This is a genomic window from Pseudoalteromonas sp. BSi20311 (assembly GCF_000239875.1).
Classification (GTDB): domain Bacteria; phylum Pseudomonadota; class Gammaproteobacteria; order Enterobacterales; family Alteromonadaceae; genus Pseudoalteromonas.
Genome location: NZ_BADU01000022.1, coordinates 31,769 through 55,660 on the forward strand (window position 1 = coordinate 31,769; position 23,892 = coordinate 55,660).

Here is a 23,892-nt window from a genome sequence, read left to right on the forward strand (position 1 = left end):
GGTAGCATTCATTTTATTATTTACTATATAAAGATTTGCCTATAATGGCGCCGCTCAACAAAATGAATTAGTAACAACGAAAACAAAGAGGAGAACAGCGTGCCTGATATTGTAGTGATGTTTTTTATTTTAGGATTAGTGGCGGGTATCCTTCGCTCTGATTTAGCTATACCCAAAGCTACATATGACACCCTCAGTTTGCTACTCATGCTTACCATAGGCCTAAAAGGTGGTATGGTCCTTCATGGCAATTTAAGCTGGCAATTACTGCCCGAAATGGCCTCGGTAATGTTACTTGGTGGGCTTATTCCACTGACTTTATACCCTATTTTAAAATACGTTGTTAGGCTAAGCGTAGCTAATAGCGCAAGCATTGCGGCTCACTATGGTTCGGTTAGTGCAGGTACATTTGCGGTAGCCTTAGCGTATGCAGAATCGGCTAAATTAGAAGTGGGCGCAGAAGTTACCTTGTATCTGGTGATGCTTGAATTACCCGCTATCATTGTGGGTTTACTGCTGTATCGTAAGCTCGACAAAGCACACAGTGAAAACACTAACTTATCGTTAAAAGCGCTGTGGCACGAAACGCTCACCAATAAGAGTGTGATTTTGCTCGTTGGCGGTGTAATTATTGGTATGATGTATGGCACCCAGCAAGGTAGCCAAGTTACCAGCTTGCTCACCAATAGCTTTAAAGTGGTACTGGCATTGTTTTTGCTAGAAATGGGCTTAGTAGCTGCACAAACGCTTCGCCCTTTCCCTTGGCAACAATGGAAATTGGCTGCTTTTGCCATTATTACACCATTATTTTTAGGCACCATTGGCGTTATTGTTGGCACCTGGCTTAATTTAGAATTAGGCTCGGTGGTATACTGGGCAGCTTAGTGGCGAGTGCCTCTTACATTGCCGCACCTGCGGCCATAAAAGCAGCTATTCCCAAAGCGGATATTGGTCTTGCCATGCTCAGCTCGTTAGGTGTCACCTTTCCATTTAATGTTATTGTGGGAATTGGTTTGTATCACCAACTCGCCGTAGCCATAAGTTAAATAATATAAACTCTGGATAATAAATCTCTTATCTAGAGCTCAGGTTAAATAGTCTTTATCAAAAAAGCCCAAAGTGGGCTTTTTTTGGTTTTATAAGCAGTGTTATTTAATTTAAAACAAGGCTTAAAAATACAACAATTTTAAAACAATAAAGCTAACTTACTTCTACAAAAAAATAGCATGTAAGCGTTTAATTTACGTAAAAAAACATTTTAAATACTATTTTCATTTAGCAATTAAAAATCTCTTTACTTCGTTGTCAAACCAGCCTACATTCGCCGCAAAATTAACCTGCTTAAAATAATTGCTTTATCTATCCCCCTAAAGTCAGTAATTATTTAACCCCCTTTTATCGGAACAATCTAATGGTGGAACTTGCCGCTGATAGTAAATCAAATAACCCCTTAGCGCCGGTTATTGGCTTATCGTTTTTTGCTATTGCGTCGGGCTTTTTAATGAGCCTGATCCCGTTATCACTTAATGCATTTAACTTAAATATTGATTTAGCTCCATGGCTTGCCAGTGTGTTTTATTTGGGCTTACTAATTGGTGCTTTATGTATAGAGCGCGTAGTGGTGAAAATCGGTCATAGGTTGGCTTTTATCGGGTTTTTAGCCTTACTAATTGTTAGTGTTGTTGCCCAGTTGATCAGCCCAACTGCCACTATGTGGTTAGTCGCGCGATTTGTGGCTGGCATGGCAGTAGCTGGCGTATTTGTGGTGGTAGAGTCGTGGTTGTTAATGGCCAACACCGCAAAAGCGCGAGCAAAGCGCTTGGGGTTATATATGACCTCCCTATACGGTGGCAGTGCCGTAGGGCAACTTGCTATTAAACCATTAGGAACGACAGATGCCATGCCCTATTTATTTGTTATTGCTTTGTTAGCTGTTGCGATTTTAGCGCCGCTATTAATTACCCAAGGGCAACCTAATACGCAAAATTTACAAAAACTCCCCCTTAAAGAGCTTAAAACCCTGAGCCGCCCCGCTATTTTGGGCTGTTTAGTGTCGGGATTGTTACTTGGGCCTATTTACGGCTTACTGCCTGTGTATATTGCGGCGCAATCAGAGCAGGCACACTATACTGGGTTACTTATGGCGGTGATTATATTAGGTGGCATGTTAGTTCAGCCTTTAGTGAGCTATTTATCAACCCGCATTATTAAAAGCTTATTAATGGCGATTTTTTGCTTTATTGGCACCGCCAGTGTGGTGGGTATTTTACATGCAAATAGCTTTGCGGCTCTAGTGAGTAGTTATTTTATACTGGGTGCATGCAGCTTTGCACTTTACCCAATTGCTATTACGTTGGCGTGCGACTCACTGCCTATGGCAAAAATAGTCTCAGCCACCGAAATAATGCTATTAAGTTACAGTGTGGGCTCGGTTCTTGGGCCGCTTATGGCCACCCACTTTTCAGATAAAAGCCATGGTGTGCTTATTTACTTAGGTGGCTGTTTAATTACTACCTGTATTTACATGCTTATAAAAAGTATGAAAAAAATACCCACAGGTAACACTCCGGTTGCTGGCTAGCTAATGCTAAAAGCCGCTTAATGCTGGTTACGGTATTAAGCGGTTTGCACTTGAGTAATCGCTTTCGCGACTGCTTTATTTTTTAACTCAAGTACTTCAATTTTATGCTCGTTTATAAGTTCATCAACAAAGCTGCTGCGGTTACTATCATCAGTTATTATGTACACTTTATGTTTAGCGCGAGTGAGCGCCACATAAAATAAGCGACGCTCTTCGCTGTGTGCGAAATTATCTTTTGCGGGTAATAATGCCTCTAAAATTTGAGACGTTGGCTTAATGCTTGGAAATCCATACGCCCCGCCATTCATTGCTAATATAATGACATAATCGGCTTCTTTGCCTTTTGAGCCATGGAACGTATCACACTCAATATGCAGTGCTGAAAACTCTTGCTGTAAAGCACTTATATCGGCCAGTGAAGGTAACTGAAATCGAAACCGTACAAGTAAATACACAGTGACAGGCTTGCCTGAATGACCCTTAATCCCCTGTAGTAAATGCTTAATTGCACCATTATTTAGCTCCGCTATTTTGGTGTTTTTAGCTGAGCCACTATTTAGCGTTTTGAGCACGCTAACGGCGGGTTTAGTTACCTTTGCAACTGAGTGAATGTTTTTAGCTAACTGCGCTGGGTTTTTCATAATAAAACCTGCGGCAACCTCGCCAATTTTATTATTAAAGCGAAAGGTCCTATCTAATAGAGTTTGTGTTGTAAAGCCAAAATGTGCGGCAAACTCGGTAGTAAGTCGCATATCTGCGCCACTAAAACGGTAAATAGCTTGCCAATCGTCTCCTACTGCAAACAGTGAACTATTCGATTTATTATCGCGCAGCGCTTTTACAAGTGTAGCTCGCAGCGGCGATATATCTTGAAATTCATCCACCATGATATAACGCCAAGGCGATGTAAATTTTTTTGTGTTTACATAATCGAGGGCTTTAATGATCATGTCGTCGAAGTCTATTTCGCCTTGTGTGCGTAAATAATGGTTGTAGTTGGCAAACAACGGCTTTAATAATTTCCACGCTTGCTGTATCTGCTTTGAATCGCTCTCAAGTGTTATATTTGCGGTTTTATACGCACTTATTAACTGGCTAAACACAGTCGCTAATTTAGTTAAATGACCACTGGCTTTTATCTCTTTTAAAAGCGCTATATGGTTAGGCTTTGCAGCACTAAATTTTAAATCGCTTTTAACGGCATAAAGAGTGTTACTAATGTAATTTACCAATGCTTTAGCATACTGTGGTTTAGCATTGGCTAGCGATTCCAAACACCCTTCCACCCACTTTATTTTAGCTTTTTCGTTTTCAGCAAGTTTAGATATTTTAGGCGGCTTGCCCTCAACATCGCTAATAATAGTTAAACCCACACTATGAAACGTGGCCGCTTTAATGGACTCAGTGCCCAGCTTTTGTTTAATTCTTTCGTCCATTTCGCAAGCGGCTTGCTTACCATAGGCGAGTAATAAAATATCGTTGTAATTAGCCTGTTTACTGTTAACCAAATAGCCCGCTCGAGCCACTAACACACTGGTTTTTCCTGTACCTGCCCCTGCTAGCACTAAGTTATTATCGTCGTCTATTATGCAAGCTCGGCGTTGTTGCTCAGTGAGTGGATTTGTTTCAACGCCATTAAAAAAATCGTGGTAGTGCTTTAATTGTGACTGGGTGTATTTATGCTGAAAAAAGCGAGTGAGTGAATCGCTCCACTGGCTGTATTGCTCAAGCAATTTTATTTGTGTGCTGACTGGTGCTAAAACATCGCTGCTTTTTATCCAAGGTAGCCAGCGTTTATATTGCTCATCTACCTGTTTTTTTATATCAGCCACATATGATTGGCGCAAAAACTGAGTATGAGCAAATTGGTTTATTTCACTCAACACCTCATTAAGCACAGCAATATTGCTTTTAACCCACAGCATATCGGTATGCGCTTTAAATACCCTATTACTGCCATAGGCCCTCATCCAAATACGATACTGCTTAGACTCGGTATTCAAGCGCAGTGTTTGCCCAAGCACACCGTATTCATAGCGAATGGGCGACGTTAAATCACGCCAACTCAGTGTGGTTGTTTGTGTTTTGTTGCTGAGCACTAAACCTTGTGGGTTTATGTCTAAAAAGCGATGCGCAGTAAAAATGCGGCCAAATACACTAGGCTGAATAGAATTCATTTACGGCAGAATTCCTTTATAAAAATGAACCAATTAGCCGTATTTTAAGGGAATAGTGTATGTAAGTGTAATAAATATAAAGATAAATAATGATGCAGTAGCTGCTGCATCATTATTTGAGTTTTAATTAGGCTTAATAATTAACAAGCCGCTTTATTAAGGCCTAATTTTTCGTATCAATAATAATCAGTTCACATTCAGTAGTTGCTGTTAAGGTGATGTTTTTAACCTTTGTAACTTCTGCGCCGTCACCTTCGTTCATATTAATTGAGGCTAACTCATCATTAATAATAAACTCCCCTGCCGATGCCAGTACGTAGGCTTGATAATCAATCGGTTGTGTTATTGAAGTGCCTTTTGCCAGCTTTCCACCGTAAATACGCGTCTGCTGATTAATAAACAGTGCACTATCGGCATCTTTTGGATAACCCGAAACCAGTAAGCTAAGGGTGCTTGCCGCTTGTGTAGGAAACTTCTTGCTTTCCCAGCGCGGCTCAACATTATGTTGATTACTCTGAATCCAAATTTGATAAAACGTTAGTGGTTCATCTGTTAGGTTATATTCTGAGTGGGTAATGCCGGTGCCTGCACTCATTACCTGCACCTCACCTTGCTCGGTGATCCCTTTATTGCCCATACTATCTTGGTGAGTAATGGCACCACTGCGGATAAAACTAATAATTTCCATATTTCTATGCGGGTGCGCACCAAACCCCATACCTGGGGCTACCCAGTCATCATTAACTACACGCAAAGTGCCAAATCCCATACGCGCAGGATTATAGTAATTCGCAAAACTAAAGTGGTGCTTTGACTTGAGCCAACCATGATCAGCATGGCCTAAGCTATTTTTTGGGTAATGAGTAAGCATATTTTTTCCTATACGTTATCTCTGCGTCATTTAGTACTGACGGTCTCGATCATGGGCAGCATCAAACGTGTGTTTAGCACCTAAAGGCACAATTTGCGTTGGGTTAATGGTTACGTGACTTACGTAGTAATGCACCTTTGTGTATTCTAAATCGACCGTTTCCTTTATCCCAGGTACTTGGTAAAGCTCATTAATGTAGTTACTAATATGATGAAACTCGCTTAACTTTTCTCGATTACACTTAAAGTGCCCGTGATACACCGCATCAAATCGAATAAGTGTGGTAAATAATCGCCAATCGGCTTCAGTGAGTGTGTCGCCTACTAAATAACGCTGTTTTGCTAATCGTGCTTCTAACCAATCTAAGCTATCAAACAAGGCAATATAAGCTTCGTTATACGCTTTTTGAGTTGTAGCAAACCCGGCTTTATACACCCCATTATTAATGGTGTTATAAACACGGGTATTCACTATTTCTATTTCTTCACGTAGCGCATCTGGATAATAATCGTCGGTGTTACCTGTAAGCTCATTAAACGCGCTATTAAACATGCGAATTATTTCTATTGATTCGTTGTTTACAATAGTCTGCGTTTTTTTATCCCATAAAATAGGCACGGTAACACGCCCTTCATAGCTAGGGTCGGCTTTTAAATACAATTGGTAAGCGTAATCTAAGTTATAAAGTGGATCGCCCTGCTCGCCAAATTCCCAGCCGTTTTCCATCATCGGAGCTTCAACAATGCTCATAGAAATGATGTCTTCGAGCTGCTTTAATTTACGAAAAATAATGGTGCGGTGCGCCCAAGGACAAGCCAACGACACATATAAATGATAACGACCCGCTTCTGGTTTAAATTTACTGTTTTGCGCTGATGAAATCGTATCTCTAAAGCGGCTATCTTGGCGTACAAATTTACCGTCGCTTTTTTCGGTGTCGTACCATTTATCGACCCATTCACCGTTAACAAGTAATCCCATGTCCGTCTCCTTAGTTTATAGAATGTGCCAACCTTACGCAGATTGGCAGCTTAAAGTTTAATCACTTATGTGATCCGCTTATTAATTTAATTTGTTATGAATCTTTCCATCAACAGATAGCTTTCCAGCTCCTTGGATCAGTAGAGCTAGGGTAATGGCTAACAGCGATAACGCAAATTCATAACCGTTATTGCTCATAAATAAACCGTTATCTATGTGCGTGGTAAAAATAGCAACCACCATAGTGATAGCCAGTACAAAACTCGCAGGACGAACCAGTAAACCAACGATGAGTAGTAACCCACCAAAAAATTCTGCGCCACCGGCCATTAATGCCATTAAATAGCCCGGTGCTAAGCCAATCGATTCCATCCATTGCCCCGTGCCTTCTAATCCGTAGCCACCAAACCACGCAAACAATTTTTGAGCGCCATGAGCACTAAACACTAACCCCGCAATAAGCCTTAATGGTAGTGTTGCAAAAGACTGTTCAGTTTTTGTGATGGCAGCTGTGATATTTTTAATCGTCATAGTTTTAACCTGTATTGCTCCAATTGAGTATGCAGCTATTGTATAAGTTGAATTAAAATTAAATAACTCCTATTATTTGCTCTATATGTTCAAATATTTTGAACAGTTAATTTTGGGTATCATTATGAATACACCCCCTATCAGCATAGAAGCTCTATTGGTATTAGACGCCATTGAGCATCGTGGCAGTTATGCAGCCGCCGCTGAGCAACTTAATAAAGTGCCCTCAGCCTTGTCGTATATTGTTAATAAACTTGAAGAGCAATTAAATGTAACTTTGTTTCAGCGTCAAGGTCGACGCGCGGTTTTAACCCCCGCAGGTAAACATTTACTGTTCGAGGGGCGTAAAGTACTCAATGCTATAAATAATTTATCGGAGCAAACACAAACTATAGCTAATGGCTGGGAGCCTCGAATACGTATTGCTTATGACTCTATTTTTGAAATAAGTCACGTATTTAACAATTTGCAGCTATTTTTAAATGAGCATAAAAATATTGAGATAGATATTAAAGAAGAAGTACTTAATGGCACTTGGGAGGCTTTAATTGAGGATGACGTTGACTTAGTGATTGGTGCACCAGCTCCGGTTCCAAATCAAAAGGGGATCAGAGCGGTAAAAATAGCCGATATTCAAAATGTTCTGGTGGTTCACCCTAGCCACCCGCTAGCGCAACTAAAAAGGCCTATTGAGCCCAGCGAACTTGGTCAATACACTACGGTTATAGTACATGATTCTGCAAAACAAAGTATTCCGTGGTCAGCTAATTTAATCGAAGGTAATCAACGTTTTTATGTAAGTTCTGTAAGCCAAAAAATAACCGCTATTTTATCTGCTATTGGCATTGGTTATTTACCTGCAAACCTTATTGCTGAACATGTAAAAGCTAACAAACTGCATGTTGTGGAACTTACCGAACCACGCCCTATTCAAGACTTATACCTTGCATGGAAAATAACAAACAAAGGTAAAGGCTTAAAACAGCTGACCCAAATTATACTAAATAATATTTAACCCTTAAAAACGCAAAAGCCCATGCTAAAACAGCATGGGCTTTTTGAATCAGTAATAAATATTACAGTGCGAGGTCTTGCTTAGCGCGTGTTAAGTTGTGCGACACTAACTCGTTACCAGACATTTGCTGTGCTTCGTAAAAGTCTGATAATGCAGCCGTTTCGTTTTTAGCCATTAAACGTCCTACACCACGGTTACTTAAAGCAAATGACGTAAGCTCACGTACTTTAAAGCGTGGGCCAGTGCTTTGTTGTAATAAAGTAATTGCTTTTGAGCAGATTGCTTCAGCTTGGCTGTAATTTTTTGATTTTACATTTAATGCGCAGTCGTTAAATGCAACTTCGAATTCTTGAGGGGCTGTTTTAGCCTCTTCAATAACCATTAACTTGTAATCACTTTGATCAGCCATTACAGCAGCTGAGCAAGTTAATAAAGAGCCAAGAGCGATGGTTTTGATAAGTGAGCGTTTCATGATTAATTTCCTATTTGGTTAGTCGTGCTTGTTGCCGACAACTGAACTTTAGAGTTTTTACTTCATTTCGACAAACGATTAAAAACAAACCAATAAGTGAAAAAAACTAACCTATAGACTTTACGCTGATAAAAAGCGTTTAACAGTTCAAAAAATCAATCACCTCTTCTTGCACATCAATATAATCATCTTCTGACATATTTAGTGTTGCTAATACGCGTTTTTCTATATCATCCCAATCTTTGGTGGTGTCGCCGCGTAAAACACTATTGACCAAATTTTCAGACATTTTTAAAACGCTATAACACAATTGTTGGTTACTTCCAGTTATGTTACTTAGCATGCTCAAATCGTGATGACGTAAAATAAGCTGACAAATATCTATGGGTAAATGCCAGCTGGTCGCTAAGTAATAACCCACAGTGGCATGATTAGTTCCAAATAAACGCTCTTCTATATCTATCAAGCTTTCTTTATGAGTATTATTTGAAGTATGCAAAGCACTCACGTAGTTATCGAATTTAACTGCCATCGGCACAATGCCACAATCATGAAATAAACCCAGCGTATACAAATATTCTATTGGCACTTTATCTTTTATACATTGGCCAACAATCATATTTACCTCTGCAATTTCGGTGGCGGTATCCCAAAAGCGTTCTAAGCTAATGCAGCATTCTTTTTGGGTGAACATTTGCTTTAATTTTAAGCTTGGTACTAGCGCCTCAATACCGTTCCAACCTAAAAACATAATGGCCTGTTTAATATCAGACACACTGCGCACTAAGCCATACGATGGTGAATTAATAATTTTTAGAATAGCCGATGAAATAGCCACATCTTTAGCAATGATCTCTGCGGCGTCTGAAAGTGAGGGTTCTTGAGCAGATGCTAATATTTCAAGCTCATTTAAGATTTGTGGCTTTGGTGGAATAATAAAGTTTTTATTTACATCTGATAATACCTGCTCATTAACTACAATCATCGATGTCTAGCCTCCAGCTAAGCTATATGGATTATTTATTTAAGTCCATTTGAACTTTTATACTAGAAGTTGATTAGGGATTTATCAATTTGTAAGTGCTGAAATTGGTAGGATAAAAATAAAATTTAAAACAATAGCAACACACGCCCATGTGTGGGCGTGTATTTATTAATATTGGCTTAGAAATAATAGCCAATATTAATGTTAAAGCGACGCTCAGTTTCGCTGCTGTCGCCCGCTAATGAACCGCCAACAAACGGCATATTTTTACCATGAACTAAGTCAAAGTAAGTGAATAAACCACCTGCAGCTACCGAGAAACCAGTTACGTTCATCCAGGTATCTCTGCTGTTGTCAGATTTGTCGTAAATAGCACTGTAGTCGTTGTAAAACTGTAAGTTTGTCACCGCGCCCCATTGTACCGGTACGCTGTATGCTACGTTTGCACTCGACATTGTTGCCTCTGCCGCCATGCTGTCGTAAAACGAGTAAGCGCCTACAGCAATGCGGTTTACGTTATCAATATCGTAATTGTATTCGCCGTGTTGAAGTTGTAAGTTCCATGGGCCTATATTACTGTTTAAATGTAATGCCCAAGCGTTGTAATCACCTGCGCGGTCAACACCATCATGTAAACCACCAGCAAGTGCTGATACACCAATTTCAGTTTTACCACCTTCATGTTCTAGGTGATAGCCGTAACGGCCTGAGAACGTATTGTACTCGCCTATAGCATTAGTTGGCTCAGCATAAACACCATCGCCGGCTTCTCTAAAACCAACAATGTCGTAAGAATAACGATCGCTGCGGTTATCTACATAACCATCAACACCACCTAATTCATCATTTTTGAAAAAGCCCAGATCAAGCTGCCAGTTATCAGCAATCTTACGCTTAAATAACACCCCTAAATCGTGATCGTCTTCAAGGCCAACATAATAGTTAGTGCTGAAAAAGTAGTTATGTGAATTGTATGGCCAGTTACCAAAAGGAACCTTGGTAATACCTGCTTGGACTTGCCAATCATCAGCAAAATCATAGGCGGCATAAGCGTATTTAACGGCAGTCATGTAGTCAAAAAAACGAATTTCAGCGTTTAATTTTACATCACCAACGTCGCCTGAGAAATTTAGACGAAAAATATCAAAATCAAAATCGCCACCGCGATTTTTATTGTCGTCATCATACGAGGTATGGCTGTAGTTGGTTCGCACAGCGCCGCCAACTTTAATTCCCTGTGGCTTGTGATCATGCTTTGCCACTTGAGTTTCGGCTATATCTTCTTTCTCTTCAATGGTGCGGTCGATTGATTTTTCACTTTTTTGCTCTGCTTTTGCAAGTTGCTTTTGCAGCATTTCCACTTGTTTTTGTAAGCTGCTTAATTGCTGCTTTACTTTATCGAGATCTGTATCTGCATGTGCCGGATGTGAAAATACAACCATAGCCACTGCCAGTGCTAAAGGTTTCATAGGTGTCATAATTTGTCCTTGCTTGCCTTGTTGATATTATTAACTCGAACTTGGTCAGCGTGAGCTAAGTACCTGCTTGATTTTACATGTTGTTTTACAATGATAACGTATTTTTACAACTCTTCAATTACACTTTATGATTTTGCGCAACAGATCAGTAACACACAAACTACTTTTTAGCTGGGTAACCATGAGAATTAATCATATTTTTATAAATGAAAGCAGTAAGTTGAAAAAATTAAAGTTGGAAAAATAACAGGATGCTAATGTACCTATTATAGTGTGCTATTATTTGCAAAAATCATACGTAAATCAGCAAGCTTGCTGCTAAAAAATACATTAAGGACTTCCAATAATGAAAAATAACGAAACCTTTAACACCATTGCTACGTTAATTTTTAAGCATCTTTATAATAATTTTCCAAGCCCAAGTCAGTTAGATCCTAAACAAGTAATTAGCGATGCCTCAGATCAACAAAGTGAAGAAATTAAAGGCACTATTGCCTTTCTTATTCATGAGGAGTATATATTTTCAACGCCCAGCGCTACCTTTTTGCTAACTGAAAAAGGCTTTAGCCACGCTTTGTGTCCAAAATTTTGATCTAACTTTACTTTTAAACACTAAAGCTTAAGTGAATTACTGTAAGGAGTTATAACAATGAGTGATTTTATTTGGTTACTTCCAGCTGTGGTACTCACTATCATTTTAATTAAACTGATTAAACAATCTAAAAAACTGCCTTAGCTTTTTATTTAATGAGTACGCTTTAGCAATTTTTGGATTTGCGCGTTCACCATCTCTGGCTCATCATTTTGTGGATAGTGGATAGTGGTAACTTTTACTGGTTAGCACTATCTCACCTTGAGGAAAAGCATTAGCCCAGTTTGCATGCAGTTCTCCCCACATTTCACGCCCTTTATCAGTAAAAAATAACACCGATGGATTTTCATATTTTTTAACTGAGGCAATAACCGTCACAGGAATATCAGCTATTTGTGGGTAATCGGGCAAAGGTCGCTTCGACCAAAAGTCTAAATACTGATTCGACATGCCATTTTTCATATCATCGCGTTTTATAGCGGCAATTTCTTTTTCAGCGCGCGGTAAATCAACCTTACGCATAATATCAACATCATGCTCTGAGGCCGGTTCAATTAACATTAACGCTTTAATGTTATCAGGGTAGCTTGCCGCAAATACCCTTGCGATATAAGCACCATAAGAATGCGCCACATAAACTACTGGTTCTTCAATTTTTAACGCTTTAAGTAATAGCAAAGCCTCAGTAGCATACTGCTCTGAGCTATAGTTTTTCTTTATTTGCGAAGAGCCGCCATTACCAATTCGAGAATAGCGAATTACTTTTGCATGCTTAATAAGCGCTTTATAAATGGGATCCCAATCACTAAGCCCTGCAGAGCCACCCGCCTCGAGTAAAATAGTGTGTTTGCCACTACCCGCCATTTCATATTCAATATCAAAGCCATTTACTTTAACTTTAGCAAGCTCAGCAAACACAGCGGTAGAGGTGATTAATACCCAAAATAGAATCGTTTTTATTATTAGTTTCATATTGTTAAAATAGATTAGTAGTTAGTTTAAGTTTATAGCATTAAGCACTATGTTTATAAATAAATTCTCTAACGCAGAACCTCAAAAATAAATAATCACTTCAATCACTCTTAAATCATGTTTTGACTGATAGATTTCCTTATTCAAACCTATAAACCTCTGTGACCCTATGCCATAATCTAAATAATTCATAAATTTAGTAACTTGGCGGTATATAAACCGTTTCAAGCTAACTTATAGGGTTTTTTAATGGCTTATCAAGAGCAAAACCAAGCAACAATCTATTGGCACGACTACGAGACCTGGGGGGCGAGCCCACAGAAAGATAAGCCGAGCCAATTTGCAGGTGTACGCACCGATCTTGATTTAAATATTATTGGCGAGCCGCTTATTGAGTACTGTAAGCCACAAGCGGATTATTTACCGCATCCTGAAGCGTGTTTAATTACCGGTATTACCCCACAAGTGGCGATGCAAAAAGGCTTAGTTGAGGCTGAATTTATTGCAAAAATTCATGCAGAATTTAGCGTGCCCAATACCTGTGTGGCTGGTTATAACAGTATTCGCTTTGATGATGAAGTAAGCCGATATAGCTTTTATCGTAACTTTTACGACCCGTACGAGCGTGAATATAAAAACAATAACAGCCGTTGGGATATTATAGATTTAGTGCGTGCCTGCTATGCACTGCGCCCTGAGGGTATTGAATGGCCGTTAAAAGAAGATGGTAGCCCTAGTTTTAAGCTTGAGCATTTAACTGTCGCTAATGGTATTGAACATGCCGCTGCGCACGACGCGTTAAGTGATGTAACGGCCACCATTGCCTTGGCAAAGCTAATTAAAGAGAAGCAACCTAAACTGTACCAGTTCTTTTTTAGCCTTCGTGGTAAAAAAGCACTCGCTGAAATGGTTGATGTATTTAATATGACCCCGTTAGTGCACACCTCGTCTCGTATTCCAGCAACCCAAGGTTGTACCACTTGGGTGGCACCAATGAGTTTTCACCCGGTAAATAAAAACGCAGTTATTTGTTTTGATTTAACCCAAAACCCGCAGGTGTTACTTGATTTAAATGTAGAGCAATTACGCAAGCGTTTATACACCAAACGTATAGATTTAGCGGAGGGTGATTTACCCGTAGGTTTAAAATTAGTGCATTTAAACAAGTGCCCTATTTTAGCGCCTGCTAAAACGCTGCTGCCTGAGAACGCTGCTCGCTTGGGTATTGATCGTGAGCAATGCCTAGCTAATTTAGCCATTTTAAAAGCCAATACCGAGCTTCGCGATAAAGTCACTGAGGTATTTAATGAGCAAGGCGATTACAGCGCGACCACAAATGTAGATTATTTATTATATGATGGCTTTACTAGCCATGCTGATAAAGCCAAATTTGCGATTATTCGTGATGCAAAGCCAGAAGACTTAGCAAGCTTGAAACTTGAATTTGAAGATCCTAAATTTAATACTTTGCTATTTAGGTACCGCGCCCGTAACTGGCCACAAACGCTCAACCAGCAAGAGCTTGATCAATGGCGTCAATATTGCCAAAGCAAGTTAATGCATGGCGAAGATCAGCCATCAATCAGCGCACAAGATTTTATGATCACCCTTGAAAACTTAGCGCATGAACATGATGACAGCGAAAAAAATCTTACAATTTTAAAAGCCTTATATAACTACGCGCAAAGCATGTAATTTACTGTAGTTTATATAATGCATAAAAACGCGACCCTTTATAATTAAAGCGTCGCGTTTTTTGTATATAGTTAGGTAAGCGAAAGTAAATTCCACCAAAAGAAGCGAATGAGAAACACATAAAACCAACATTTACTGTTTATGTTTATCACTTTCTCTAAAAGCGCAGCGCCTCTTATCCTCTTTGTGAATAATTTACTTTTACCAATTACATTACTTTTTATGCAGTGCTTCTATACGTGCTAATAAGCTTGAGGTATCGTATCGCCCGCCGCCAAGAGCTTGTACATCAGCGTAATATTGATCAACCGTTGCTGTCATTGGCAGTGTTGCACCGTTATTTTTAGCTTCATCAAGGGCAATGCCTAAATCTTTGCGCATCCAATCTACAGCAAAACCAAACTCGTATTCGCCTGCCCACATTGTTTTGTAGCGGTTTTCCATTTGCCACGAACCGGCTGCGCCTTTAGAAATGGTTTCTATTACTTTTTCGCCATCAAGCCCCGCTTGTTTAGCAAAATGTAAGCCCTCAGCTAACCCTTGCACTACACCAGCAATACAAATTTGATTAACCATTTTACATAATTGCCCTGAGCCCGCTTCGCCTAAAAGCTGACTAAAACGGCTAAATGCCGCCATGATAGGTTGTGCTTTAGCAAATACTGCTTCGTTGCCACCCGCCATCACGGTTAACACCCCATTTTCAGCTCCAGCTTGACCGCCCGATACCGGCGCATCAATAAAGTCGATATGCTGTAAAGCCGCTTTTGCCGCAACTTCACGCGCTACCTCAGCAGAAGTAGTTGTGTGGTCGATTAAAATTGTGTTTTCCTGCATGCCTGCTAGCACACCGTCATTGCCGTATACCACTGAACGTAAATCGTCGTCATTGCCTACACACATAAAAACCATATCGGCACCATTTGCGGCTTCACGCGGGGTAGGTGCAAAACTGCCGTTAAAATCTTCGACCCATTTTTGTGCTTTAGCTGCTGTGCGGTTATAAACACATACGCTGTGCCCTGCTTTTGCTAGATGCCCTGCCATTGGGTAACCCATTACGCCTAAACCTATAAATGCAATTTTAACTGACATAAAAATGACCTATTTAACTGATAACTTAGAAACATAAGCTCGATTATGTCAATCGGCCGCTAAAAAAGCGAATGAAAGTCTTTTAAAATTTCCCTGATAAGGAAATTAGGTAGGTAATCTATGGATAGCATTTATCAATTTAACGCACCACTTTGTAATAACAGTGATTTTCCTTTGAGCCAGTTAAAAGGAAAAACGGTTCTTATTGTAAATACAGCAAGTAAATGTCATTTTTCGACGCAATTATGTGCGCTTGAAAAGCTATACCAACAATACAAAAGCGATGGGTTTGCTATTCTAGCCTTTCCATGTAATCAGTTTGATAAAAACGAACCATTAGAGGGCATGGCAATAAAAGACTACTATCAAAAACACTTTGCAATTAATTTTGAAGTATTTGATAAGGTTATGGTGAATGGCCCCGATACGCATCCCCTGTTTAGTTATTTAAAATCACATACGCGTGGAATTGCACAAAACCGTGCCATAAAATGGAATTTCACTAAGTTTTTAGTTAATGCTCAAGGACAGCTAATTGCGCGCTATGCCCCGCGTACTAAACCAGAGTCATTACACAGCGTAATAACAAGCAGTTTAGGGTCAACACCGGTTATAAAAACAGCAAACACTCGTTTTGGTTAGGCATCTATAATAAAAATGGTTTATGGTTGATGTAACTAGGTTAGTTGGATAGTAATAAATGAAGATTGCTTTTTTTAGTGCTCAAAAATACGAGCGCCCTTTTTTCGAACAAAGCTTAACTGGCTTTTCTAACATCGCTATTACCTATTTTGAGCAAAGTTTATCGACGCACACTGCGGTTTTAGCTAAAGAATTTGATGCGGTATGCGTATTTGTAAACGATTCGGTAGATAAAGCGGTTATTGATCAACTGGCTATATTTGGGGTTAACACCATTTTACTGCGCTGTGCGGGTTTTAATAATGTAGATTTAGCCGCTGCTAAACAGCATGGTATGCGTGTTCTGCGCGTTCCGGCTTACAGCCCTGAGGCAGTCGCAGAGCATTGTATTGCACTTATGCTTACGCTTAGCCGTAAAACCCATAAAGCTTATAACCGCGTACGTGAAGACAATTTTGACTTAAACGGCTTACTTGGCTTTAACTTGCATAATAAAACGGTGGGTATTATTGGCTGCGGTAAAATTGGCCAAGCATTGTGTAATATATTAACCGGTTTTGGCGCTCACATTTTAGTATGCGACCCTAATGCACAAGCTGGTAATTACACTATTACCGATTTAAACACCCTGCTTACACAAAGCGATATCATTTCTTTGCATTGCCCGCTAAACGAGCACACTCATCATTTAATAGACGATGACGCATTTGCCGCCATGAAAACAGGGGTTATGCTAATAAACACTTCGCGAGGTGCCTTGGTTAATAGTAAAGCGTGTATTAAAGCGCTTAAATCACAAAAACTAGGTTATTTAGGGCTTGATGTGTACGAGCAAGAATCAGAGCTGTTTTTTAAAAACCACAGTGACGATATAAACCAAGACGATATTTTCTCTCGCTTGGTAAGCTTTAAAAATGTATTGATCACCGGCCATCAAGGCTTTTTTACTCAAGAAGCGCTTACAGAAATTGCCAATATCACCTTACAAAATGCATTTGAGGTTACTCAAGGAAAGAGCTTAACAAACGAGGTGCTATAGCGCTGCTAAACCAAAAAGACAAAAAAGCGAACAAAATATAGTGTTCGCTTTTTTGTTATCTATAACACATGAGTTATTGCTGTATTCTAGCCAAACGCAACGTTTGCAAATACTAAGGTCATTAGCACTGGGCAGACAAAACGAATGTACTGAGCAAACCAATAATGTGCACCAGAACTTGCTTGATGAAGCTTATTACCACGCTGCCATAACCAGCCTACTGTAACAAAGTAAAATAGTCCCATCAGCGGTAGTTGGTATTGGGTAAAGACCATAATAACCAAACCAAATAGCCAATCAAAATTAACAATAATAGTACTGGCACAAATAAGTACAATGGCACTAACGGCCCATGTGGCTTTGGTTCTATCAACACTGTGGTTTTCTACTAAGAATGCCACCGGAATTTCAGTCGATGAAATGGTTGATGTAACTGAAGCAATCGACATCAACACAAAAAATAGTAAGCCAACTAATAAACCAATTTCGCCCATGGTGCCAAATAACTCAGGTAATATGGCAAAAATAAGCTGTCCTTCACCGATTAGTTTACCGTTGCTAAATACTTCAACGCCATTGAACTGAGCCACATAAATAGCCGGTATAATTAATAGTCCTGCTAAAAATGCCACGCTGGTGTCGAGTAAAGCAACACTTGCAGTCAATTTTGGTAAGTTAGCACCGGGCTTTAAATAAGAGCCATAAATCATCATACAGCCCACACCCAGTGATAATGAGAAAAACGCTTGCCCCATTGCGGCAATAATTAAATCAGGGTCGAGTATTTTGCTAAAATCAGGCACTAAATAGGCAGCAAACCCTTCGCTTGCGCCATCTAAGGTGGCAATGTAAGCAATTAGGCCAACCAATAAAACAAGTAATAATGGCATTAAACGGCGTGACCAGGTTTCAATTCCTGATTTAACCCCTTTTAAAATAATGCTGGCGGTTAAAATAAGCATCAGCGGCGTAAATATAAAATTACGTAGCATAGAGTCGCTATGTAAAAACTCACTCAAGCTCTGCAAGCCTAAAAAGGTGGTTATAGGCTCTATGGCGTAAGAAAGCATCCAACCTGCCACTATTGAATAAAAGCTTAACATGACTATTGCGCCTGCTAAGCCTATATAACCTGCAGCAGCGCCAACTTTAGGCGCATGGTCTTGCCATGCTTGGCCTAGGGCTTTAACCGGATTAGCTTGGGCTTTGTAGCCTAAATACAACTCGGTGTATAATGCAGGCAGCGCTAGCAAAAAAATAACAATAAAATACACCAATAAAAATGCGCCGCCACCATGATTAGCAGCCTGTGTAGGAAAACCCCATATATTGCCTAAACCTACCGCAGCACCGGCTGCTGCCAATACAAAACCAAGTCGACTTTGAAAACCATCACGCACTTGTGTCATACACCTACAAATCTGTTATTATTTTATCGAATGTGAATTAAACCATATTTAAGGGCGACTGAGTAATAAAAATGTACTTAGCGCACATAACAGCAAACAACCGCTCACAAACTATCCAGCTTATAACGATAACTATGTAATCGGTATTCACTTTTAACGAGCAATAATGAGTTCAGCTTACTTCGACAATCAGTTATTACAAACACCGCTTGCTGAGAATAATAACCACACCATTTTATTATTTGATGCCAGCCAATTGCAGGTTGATGAGCTAACACTCACGCAGTTTTTAAGCCCGTTTGAATTAAGTGTCATCGCGCGTCGTAAAACACCACAAGCAAAAAAAGAGTATGTAGCAACGCGACTATTGCTAAAATATTTAGTCAAAAGCGTATTACCTAACAGCAGTGATATAGCGCTGAGCAACATCAGCTCTGAATTTAATCAACAAACCAGCAAGCTTGAGCTAAATATAAATAATAACTTTGTGTGTAGTTGCTGTGTGTCACACTCTCATGGTTTGGTAGGCGTGGCCCTAAATATTAATAATTCGCTATTTGGTTTTGATATAGAAAAAATCAGTTTGAAACGACCATTTGAAAAACTCGCAAAGCACTTTTATGATGCTGCAGAAGTGGCACTTATAACTAAGCAACCGTGCACAGCTGCTAAAGCGGCGACATTTTTCAGACTTTGGACATTAAAAGAGGCATTAGCAAAAGCAACCAGCCGCCCTATTGCCCAGCTATTAAGCCCTAATGTATTTTGTGAGCTTGGCAACACGCAATTAAATGCAACCAGCACCACATTAACAAATGATGTAAACGAGCAGTTTGATATAAGCGTTGTGGCAAAAAAAAGCACCGACTGGCGGTGCTCATTTATCTCATTGAAAACGTTAAGCAGCCAGCTCGCCTTCAAGTAGTCGGCTATGAATAGCTTGAACCACAGCATCGGACTCATTTTGCTCAACTAAAAAGCACAGGTTGTGTTTACTCGCACCATGGCAAATAAGACGAATGTTAAATTCGCTCAACACCTGCATTAAATTCATTTCGTGCTGACGCAATACAATTTCAGACCCAATAAGTGCTACTAGGGTTAGATTGTTCTCAACCGATACATGGCAAAACTCAGCCAGTTTATCTAAGCACTCTTGATCTAGCTCTGGGCGTGATGCATTTGGCGCATTATCAAGGGTAATTGCTACACTAATTTCAGAGGTGGTAACCAAATCTACCGAAATATTGCATTCACTTAAAATAGTAAAGATACGCGCTAAAAAACCACTCGCTAATAGCATTTCAGGGCTTTTTAAGGTCAGTAGTATTTGGTTTTTACGTTGCGTGACCGCACGAATACCTGGTAGCTGCGATTTTTCACGTTCAATCCACGTGCCCCCACGCTCTGGCTCTGTGCTTGAGCCAACAAACACATTTATATGGCTGCGACTGGCTGGCAAAATTGTAGCTGGGTGCAGCACTTTAGCGCCAAAAGTGGCCATTTCTGCCGCTTCATCAAAGCTTAAACGCGCAATAGGTGTCGCTTTAGCACACAAACGCGGATCGGTACTAAAAATCCCCACTACGTCGGTCCAAATATGCACACTTTTAGCGTTAATTGCTTCAGCTAACAAGGCGGCACTGTAATCAGAGCCACCGCGACCCAGTGTGGTGGTTACATTGTTTTCATCACTGCCAATAAAACCCTGAGTAACAATAACCGTGTTCTCTAGTAAAGGAATTAAATGCTCTTTAGCTGCAAGCGCTGTAGCGGCTACATTTGGCGTGGCTTTACCAAATTGGCTATCAGTTTTAAGCACCTGGCGAACATCAAAACGCTGCGAATTTAAGCCTTTTAAGCGTAATACTTGAGTAAATAAATACGACGATAAACGCTCGCCAAAGCTAAGTAGCTCATCGTGTTGCTGCTCTGTTGTCAGTATTTGATGTGCCAGAGTTTGAAACTCATCAAGGGTGTTATTAAAACCAAGCGCTAAATCATTATCTAGGGTCAGATCAGTTAAAATTGCCTGCTGAATCGCAAGTACACCATCAATATGCTGTTGACGCTCTGCGGCATCAATATCGGCTTTGCAAAGTGCCACCAAGTGATTAGTTACACCGGCACTGGCGCTCACTGCAACAATTCGAACGCTGTTATCGTTTACAATGATTTCGCTACAACGGCTCATGGCCTCAAAATTAGCCACGCTGGTGCCACCAAATTTGGCAACAATGTAATCTGATTTTGTGCTCTGTAAACCTTGTGGCACTGATTGGGTAGTCATTTCGTCTCCTTTCGCGGCATCCAAACCGCAATAAAACAAGAAGAACTTGGCAGGAAATAAAGATAAGAAAAATCTACTGCCAGAAGCTCTCCACCTAAATTGGTGACAGTTTTGAGGATTCAGCCCCATAAACCGAAAAACAATAGTAACGACCCATTGTTTTCCTCGGCGAGTACTTCCCTCCTTAATGGTCGTAGGCTGTCGTTGCCTCGCATTAAGTACCTAAGTATCGCACCTCTTCTGAATGTATTATTAACCAGTGGCTAATAAAACAAAACCGCACTAAGAGTGCGGCTTTGAAAGTTATCGTTTAGACGTCTAGCTGTCAAGTCGTTTTATTATAAAATCAAATAAAACTACCCATAAAGTAAGAGCCAGCATAACCAAAGGTGTAACACACTAACAAATACAACGACAAACGAAGGTAACTTGCAAAAGTAAGTTCTTTAACCTTACTCATAGCAATAATACCAGCCGCCGAACCAATGATCAGCATTGAACCACCCACACCAGTTGCATACGTAAACGACAACCAATGCTGTTGACTCATTACAATGTCAGCTTTTAGTAACGCAGCCGTTAGTGGCACGTTATCAACACCGGCCGATAAAATACCCATTAAGTAGTTAGCGTACTCTGGCGCCATCACTGTATACAGGTTTGTAAATTGGCTTAGCACGCCCACTTCTTTTAATGCGCCAACAAGTAATAACACACCTACGAAAAACAATAAGGTGTCGTACTCTATGTCACGTATAAAGTCGATCATATCTTTATTGATGTCTTTTTTACGCATTAAAAATTGCGCGACTAAAAACATAATAGACAGGCCGAGTAAAAAAGTAAGTAATGGCGGCACACTATATAAAACACTTAAAGTGAGGGTAGAAATAACCGTAGTGAAGAAAATAACAGCAATAGTAATGTCGGTTTTTTCGATGCGTTTGAATTTAGTCTTTTTAAACTCTAACTGCTTGTTCATACCAATTGATAACAAGGTAGCCAGTAATAATACGCTTAATAACGCTGGCACAATTAACAGTAATAAGTGACTAATGGTGACTTTACCATCAAGGAAAATCATTAACGTGGTTACATCACCCGTTATAAGTGAAACACCGCCGGAGTTCACTGCAAATACAATTAAGGTGGCGTACTTAACTAGTTTTTTGGCTTCAAGCTTTAATGACATAATCACTGCCAAGGAAATCAATGTGGCTGTAACGTTGTCGGAAATAGATGAAAATAGAAACGCAAAACTCCCCACCAAAAACATCAGCTTTCGCTCACTAATGCTGGTTGGCATAATCCGGTTCACAACATTTTCGATGAGTCCTTTGGAGTTTAAATAGGCAACAAAGGTCATTGCGGCCATTAAAAACAGCCATAAGGAAGCAATTTCTAAAATATTGTGGTCTAGGAGGGTTTGAATCGTTTCGGGGCTTTGCCCATTAAGAGGAAAAATAAAGGAGATAATCCAACAAAGCGTACCAAAAAATAATGTCGTTTTGGCTTTGTTAACGTGAATCACATCCTCAATAACGATAAGCAAGAATGCAATCGCTATCAGCGTCAGGATAATCGAGGAAACCATGATATTAAACAACCTTCGGGGTTAAGTAAAAATTGAAACCATGTAAAAAATATACCCACATATTCTATGTGCCTATATTCGGCGCGGATACTATCACTATGTGGGTGTAAAAACTATTATTAAATCGTCGCAAAAACGAATACCATATAAGCTCAAGAAATATAAAATAACGAATACTAGGATGTTGTAACGCCTTATGATCCCAGCTAAAAAGCTACTTAATACCCTCACTGAGCATTGGGGTGTATTAGAGCTATTATTTAAACGCTTTAAAATGGCCGACTTTAGTATTAAAGATCTTCAAAATGCCATTAAGCAAAAGCAACCGACGTGGAATAATGAGCGCATTTATAAAGAAACCAATCGGTTATTAAATCAAGAAATTATTATTCCCTTGGCTAAATCGTCACAACTAGAAATTAACCGTGCTATTGCTGACTTTGCTACCTTTTTACTGCAAGAAGAGCATTTAGGCTTAGCACAAGAAATTAGCGTATTGGTTGATGATTTAGCTCGCTTAGGTAATCGGCTATCTAATGCTGGTGAAATGGAAGATTTTGATGATTTACGCCGCTTTAGCCGCATTATGGATGATCGGGTTCGTAAAATAATTAAACTGTTTTTACACAACGAAAACGCCATTTTAAATATTGTTGAACAAGCCAAATCAAATAACGCGGTGCAATCGCTGCAAAAGCGCTATAAAGCCGTGATAGAAGCGTTTGATGAATATATAGAACCCATGCTAGAAATGGTCGATATTAGAGGCGACTTTCATGCCTGTTTTACTCTAATTGAGCAACAAATTAGCACCCAAATAGAACATATTGAACGCTCAGGCAAGGCGTACAACGATAAACGTATGCTTGAGCAATTACGTACCCGTATTCTCGAAATGCACCTAGTTGGCCGGACAAGCTTACGCAAAAGTGCCGATATGCTAATGCCACTGCGTGAAGAGCTGCGCCGTAATAACCTTATTACCCGCCAAGCAGCAAAAGTATTAGGGCTAATTCGTAAAAACGGGGTGGATAATATGCTCAGCGCCGTGCAACCCCATTTTGTAAGCGATGCGCAAAAGTATTCATTGGGTCAACAGCGTCATATTGTTGCCTATATGGCAAGCCTAGCTGAGTTTGAACACCATGAATATCAGCTACCAGAACAAAATGATGTGCCCGCGTTTGTCACGCCAAACATTCCTGACTACCACGATGTAAAAGCGCAGTTTACCAAACGCTTTAAAAAGCAGCGTAAAAAACCACAGCCTCTGCTGCAATTTTTAGACGAAAGCTACCCTGAGCTTGAAGCCGATGAAATGCTGTTTTTGTATCAAAAGTTGGTAAGCGATAACACCCTAGAAATTAGCCAAAGCGATAAAAAAGCCCGCGTTAACATTGCAGGCCAGCACTTTAATTTATATCCCTTTAATTCAGAGCCTCAGGCTGATAAAGCCGAGCACGAGTAATTACC

The 23,892-nt window shown here is 39.9% G+C and carries 19 protein-coding genes, 2 pseudogenes and 1 riboswitch; of the genes and pseudogenes, 9 read left to right on the top strand and 12 right to left on the bottom strand.

The genetic code is table 11. The features are described 5' to 3' along the window. Positions 1-99 precede the first annotated feature (99 nt). Positions 100-1,046 (top strand): annotated as a pseudogene (locus P20311_RS02345) (sodium-dependent bicarbonate transport family permease). Positions 1,047-1,411: 365 nt separating this feature from the next. Continuing rightward, positions 1,412-2,581: an MFS transporter gene (locus tag P20311_RS02350; protein ID WP_008109243.1), complete on the top strand. Its 1,170-nt coding sequence runs from the start codon at positions 1,412-1,414 to the stop codon at positions 2,579-2,581. A 35-nt stretch (positions 2,582-2,616) separates the two neighbouring features. On the opposite strand, the gene helD is transcribed toward P20311_RS02350, so the two are convergent. The 4 genes from helD to P20311_RS02370 all read right to left on the bottom strand — a co-directional run bounded on the left by helD (position 2,617) and on the right by P20311_RS02370 (position 7,141). Next, on the bottom strand, positions 2,617-4,758 hold the full coding sequence (gene helD, locus P20311_RS02355; RefSeq protein ID WP_008109244.1) for a DNA helicase IV: 2,142 nt from the start codon (positions 4,756-4,758) through the stop codon (positions 2,617-2,619). Between the two features lie 163 nt (positions 4,759-4,921). After that, positions 4,922-5,629, bottom strand: a complete 708-nt coding sequence (locus tag P20311_RS02360) for a pirin family protein (protein WP_008109245.1) — start codon at positions 5,627-5,629, stop codon at positions 4,922-4,924. 30 nt (positions 5,630-5,659) lie between these two features. Continuing rightward, a complete protein-coding gene (locus P20311_RS02365; RefSeq protein WP_008109246.1) occupies positions 5,660-6,610 on the bottom strand; it encodes a glutathione S-transferase family protein in 951 nt (316 codons plus the stop codon). 81 nt (positions 6,611-6,691) lie between these two features. Then, positions 6,692-7,141 (bottom strand): DoxX family protein, encoded by a 450-nt coding sequence (locus tag P20311_RS02370; protein WP_008109247.1) that lies wholly within the window; start codon positions 7,139-7,141, stop codon positions 6,692-6,694. 124 nt (positions 7,142-7,265) lie between these two features. On the opposite strand from P20311_RS02370, the gene P20311_RS02375 reads away from it, so the two are divergent. Beyond that, complete coding sequence (locus P20311_RS02375) at positions 7,266-8,156, top strand: LysR substrate-binding domain-containing protein (protein ID WP_008109248.1); 891 nt, start codon at positions 7,266-7,268, stop codon at positions 8,154-8,156. Between the two features lie 61 nt (positions 8,157-8,217). Here the strand turns inward: P20311_RS02375 and P20311_RS02380 are convergent, their stop codons facing one another. From P20311_RS02380 to P20311_RS02390, 3 genes are all read right to left on the bottom strand, one after another. After that, positions 8,218-8,628 (bottom strand): hypothetical protein, encoded by a 411-nt coding sequence (locus P20311_RS02380; protein ID WP_008109249.1) that lies wholly within the window; start codon positions 8,626-8,628, stop codon positions 8,218-8,220. A gap of 139 nt (positions 8,629-8,767) precedes the next feature. Continuing rightward, a complete protein-coding gene (locus tag P20311_RS02385; protein ID WP_008109250.1) occupies positions 8,768-9,613 on the bottom strand; it encodes an HDOD domain-containing protein in 846 nt (281 codons plus the stop codon). A gap of 179 nt (positions 9,614-9,792) precedes the next feature. Continuing rightward, the gene (locus P20311_RS02390; protein ID WP_008463969.1) at positions 9,793-11,091 is read right to left on the bottom strand and encodes a porin; all 1,299 of its coding nucleotides are present in this window, start codon (positions 11,089-11,091) and stop codon (positions 9,793-9,795) included. A gap of 346 nt (positions 11,092-11,437) precedes the next feature. On the opposite strand from P20311_RS02390, the gene P20311_RS02395 reads away from it, so the two are divergent. Beyond that, positions 11,438-11,683, top strand: coding sequence for a hypothetical protein (locus tag P20311_RS02395; protein WP_008109253.1), 246 nt, complete (start codon positions 11,438-11,440; stop codon positions 11,681-11,683). A gap of 152 nt (positions 11,684-11,835) precedes the next feature. On the opposite strand, the pseudogene P20311_RS02400 reads toward P20311_RS02395, so the two are convergent. Then, positions 11,836-12,655: pseudogene (locus tag P20311_RS02400) on the bottom strand (alpha/beta fold hydrolase). 249 nt (positions 12,656-12,904) lie between these two features. Here P20311_RS02400 and sbcB point away from each other — a divergent pair. Beyond that, positions 12,905-14,350, top strand: coding sequence for an exodeoxyribonuclease I (sbcB, locus tag P20311_RS02405; RefSeq protein WP_008109257.1), 1,446 nt, complete (start codon positions 12,905-12,907; stop codon positions 14,348-14,350). Positions 14,351-14,563: 213 nt separating this feature from the next. Here sbcB and P20311_RS02410 read toward each other — a convergent pair whose 3' ends face one another. Beyond that, on the bottom strand, positions 14,564-15,445 hold the full coding sequence (locus P20311_RS02410; protein WP_008109259.1) for an NAD(P)-dependent oxidoreductase: 882 nt from the start codon (positions 15,443-15,445) through the stop codon (positions 14,564-14,566). A 120-nt stretch (positions 15,446-15,565) separates the two neighbouring features. On the opposite strand from P20311_RS02410, the gene P20311_RS02415 reads away from it, so the two are divergent. Together P20311_RS02415 and P20311_RS02420 are read left to right on the top strand one after the other, a co-directional pair. Continuing rightward, positions 15,566-16,087, top strand: coding sequence for a glutathione peroxidase (locus tag P20311_RS02415; RefSeq protein ID WP_008109261.1), 522 nt, complete (start codon positions 15,566-15,568; stop codon positions 16,085-16,087). A 58-nt stretch (positions 16,088-16,145) separates the two neighbouring features. Continuing rightward, positions 16,146-17,126, top strand: a complete 981-nt coding sequence (locus P20311_RS02420; protein ID WP_008109263.1) for a 2-hydroxyacid dehydrogenase — start codon at positions 16,146-16,148, stop codon at positions 17,124-17,126. Between the two features lie 86 nt (positions 17,127-17,212). On the opposite strand, the gene P20311_RS02425 is transcribed toward P20311_RS02420, so the two are convergent. Next, positions 17,213-18,535, bottom strand: a complete 1,323-nt coding sequence (locus tag P20311_RS02425; RefSeq protein ID WP_008109265.1) for a sodium-dependent transporter — start codon at positions 18,533-18,535, stop codon at positions 17,213-17,215. A 166-nt stretch (positions 18,536-18,701) separates the two neighbouring features. Between P20311_RS02425 and P20311_RS02430 the strand changes: the two genes are divergently transcribed. Beyond that, positions 18,702-19,460: a 4'-phosphopantetheinyl transferase superfamily protein gene (locus P20311_RS02430; RefSeq protein ID WP_008109266.1), complete on the top strand. Its 759-nt coding sequence runs from the start codon at positions 18,702-18,704 to the stop codon at positions 19,458-19,460. Here P20311_RS02430 and lysC read toward each other — a convergent pair. Together lysC and nhaD are read right to left on the bottom strand one after the other, a co-directional pair. Then, entirely contained in the window at positions 19,434-20,825 is a 1,392-nt protein-coding gene (lysC, locus tag P20311_RS02435; protein WP_008109268.1) for a lysine-sensitive aspartokinase 3, read from the bottom strand. The two genes, P20311_RS02430 and lysC, sit on opposite strands and share 27 nt — an antisense overlap. Positions 20,826-20,900: 75 nt before the next feature. Further along, positions 20,901-21,073, bottom strand: a riboswitch (Lysine riboswitch). Positions 21,074-21,171: 98 nt separating this feature from the next. After that, positions 21,172-22,419: a sodium:proton antiporter NhaD gene (gene nhaD, locus P20311_RS02440; protein WP_008109270.1), complete on the bottom strand. Its 1,248-nt coding sequence runs from the start codon at positions 22,417-22,419 to the stop codon at positions 21,172-21,174. A gap of 196 nt (positions 22,420-22,615) precedes the next feature. Here nhaD and P20311_RS02445 point away from each other — a divergent pair, with 196 nt between their 5' ends. Then, positions 22,616-23,887 carry a hypothetical protein gene (locus P20311_RS02445; RefSeq protein ID WP_008109272.1) on the top strand — a complete coding sequence of 424 codons (1,272 nt, stop codon included), beginning with the start codon at positions 22,616-22,618 and terminating at the stop codon, positions 23,885-23,887. The last annotated feature ends 5 nt before the right edge of the window (positions 23,888-23,892 follow it).

Excerpts from the sequence above, each read along its gene's own strand:
- P20311_RS02350 (WP_008109243.1), top strand. The coding sequence starts at position 1,412 with ATGGTGGAACTTGCCGCTGATAGTAAATCAAATAACCCCTTAGCGCCG.
- helD (WP_008109244.1), bottom strand. The coding sequence starts at position 4,758 with ATGAATTCTATTCAGCCTAGTGTATTTGGCCGCATTTTTACTGCGCAT.
- P20311_RS02360 (WP_008109245.1), bottom strand. The coding sequence starts at position 5,629 with ATGCTTACTCATTACCCAAAAAATAGCTTAGGCCATGCTGATCATGGT.
- P20311_RS02365 (WP_008109246.1), bottom strand. The coding sequence starts at position 6,610 with ATGGGATTACTTGTTAACGGTGAATGGGTCGATAAATGGTACGACACC.
- P20311_RS02370 (WP_008109247.1), bottom strand. The coding sequence starts at position 7,141 with ATGACGATTAAAAATATCACAGCTGCCATCACAAAAACTGAACAGTCT.
- P20311_RS02375 (WP_008109248.1), top strand. The coding sequence starts at position 7,266 with ATGAATACACCCCCTATCAGCATAGAAGCTCTATTGGTATTAGACGCC.
- P20311_RS02380 (WP_008109249.1), bottom strand. The coding sequence starts at position 8,628 with ATGAAACGCTCACTTATCAAAACCATCGCTCTTGGCTCTTTATTAACT.
- P20311_RS02385 (WP_008109250.1), bottom strand. The coding sequence starts at position 9,613 with ATGATTGTAGTTAATGAGCAGGTATTATCAGATGTAAATAAAAACTTT.
- P20311_RS02390 (WP_008463969.1), bottom strand. The coding sequence starts at position 11,091 with ATGACACCTATGAAACCTTTAGCACTGGCAGTGGCTATGGTTGTATTT.
- P20311_RS02395 (WP_008109253.1), top strand. The coding sequence starts at position 11,438 with ATGAAAAATAACGAAACCTTTAACACCATTGCTACGTTAATTTTTAAG.
- sbcB (WP_008109257.1), top strand. The coding sequence starts at position 12,905 with ATGGCTTATCAAGAGCAAAACCAAGCAACAATCTATTGGCACGACTAC.
- P20311_RS02410 (WP_008109259.1), bottom strand. The coding sequence starts at position 15,445 with ATGTCAGTTAAAATTGCATTTATAGGTTTAGGCGTAATGGGTTACCCA.
- P20311_RS02415 (WP_008109261.1), top strand. The coding sequence starts at position 15,566 with ATGGATAGCATTTATCAATTTAACGCACCACTTTGTAATAACAGTGAT.
- P20311_RS02420 (WP_008109263.1), top strand. The coding sequence starts at position 16,146 with ATGAAGATTGCTTTTTTTAGTGCTCAAAAATACGAGCGCCCTTTTTTC.
- P20311_RS02425 (WP_008109265.1), bottom strand. The coding sequence starts at position 18,535 with ATGACACAAGTGCGTGATGGTTTTCAAAGTCGACTTGGTTTTGTATTG.
- P20311_RS02430 (WP_008109266.1), top strand. The coding sequence starts at position 18,702 with ATGAGTTCAGCTTACTTCGACAATCAGTTATTACAAACACCGCTTGCT.
- lysC (WP_008109268.1), bottom strand. The coding sequence starts at position 20,825 with ATGACTACCCAATCAGTGCCACAAGGTTTACAGAGCACAAAATCAGAT.
- nhaD (WP_008109270.1), bottom strand. The coding sequence starts at position 22,419 with ATGGTTTCCTCGATTATCCTGACGCTGATAGCGATTGCATTCTTGCTT.
- P20311_RS02445 (WP_008109272.1), top strand. The coding sequence starts at position 22,616 with ATGATCCCAGCTAAAAAGCTACTTAATACCCTCACTGAGCATTGGGGT.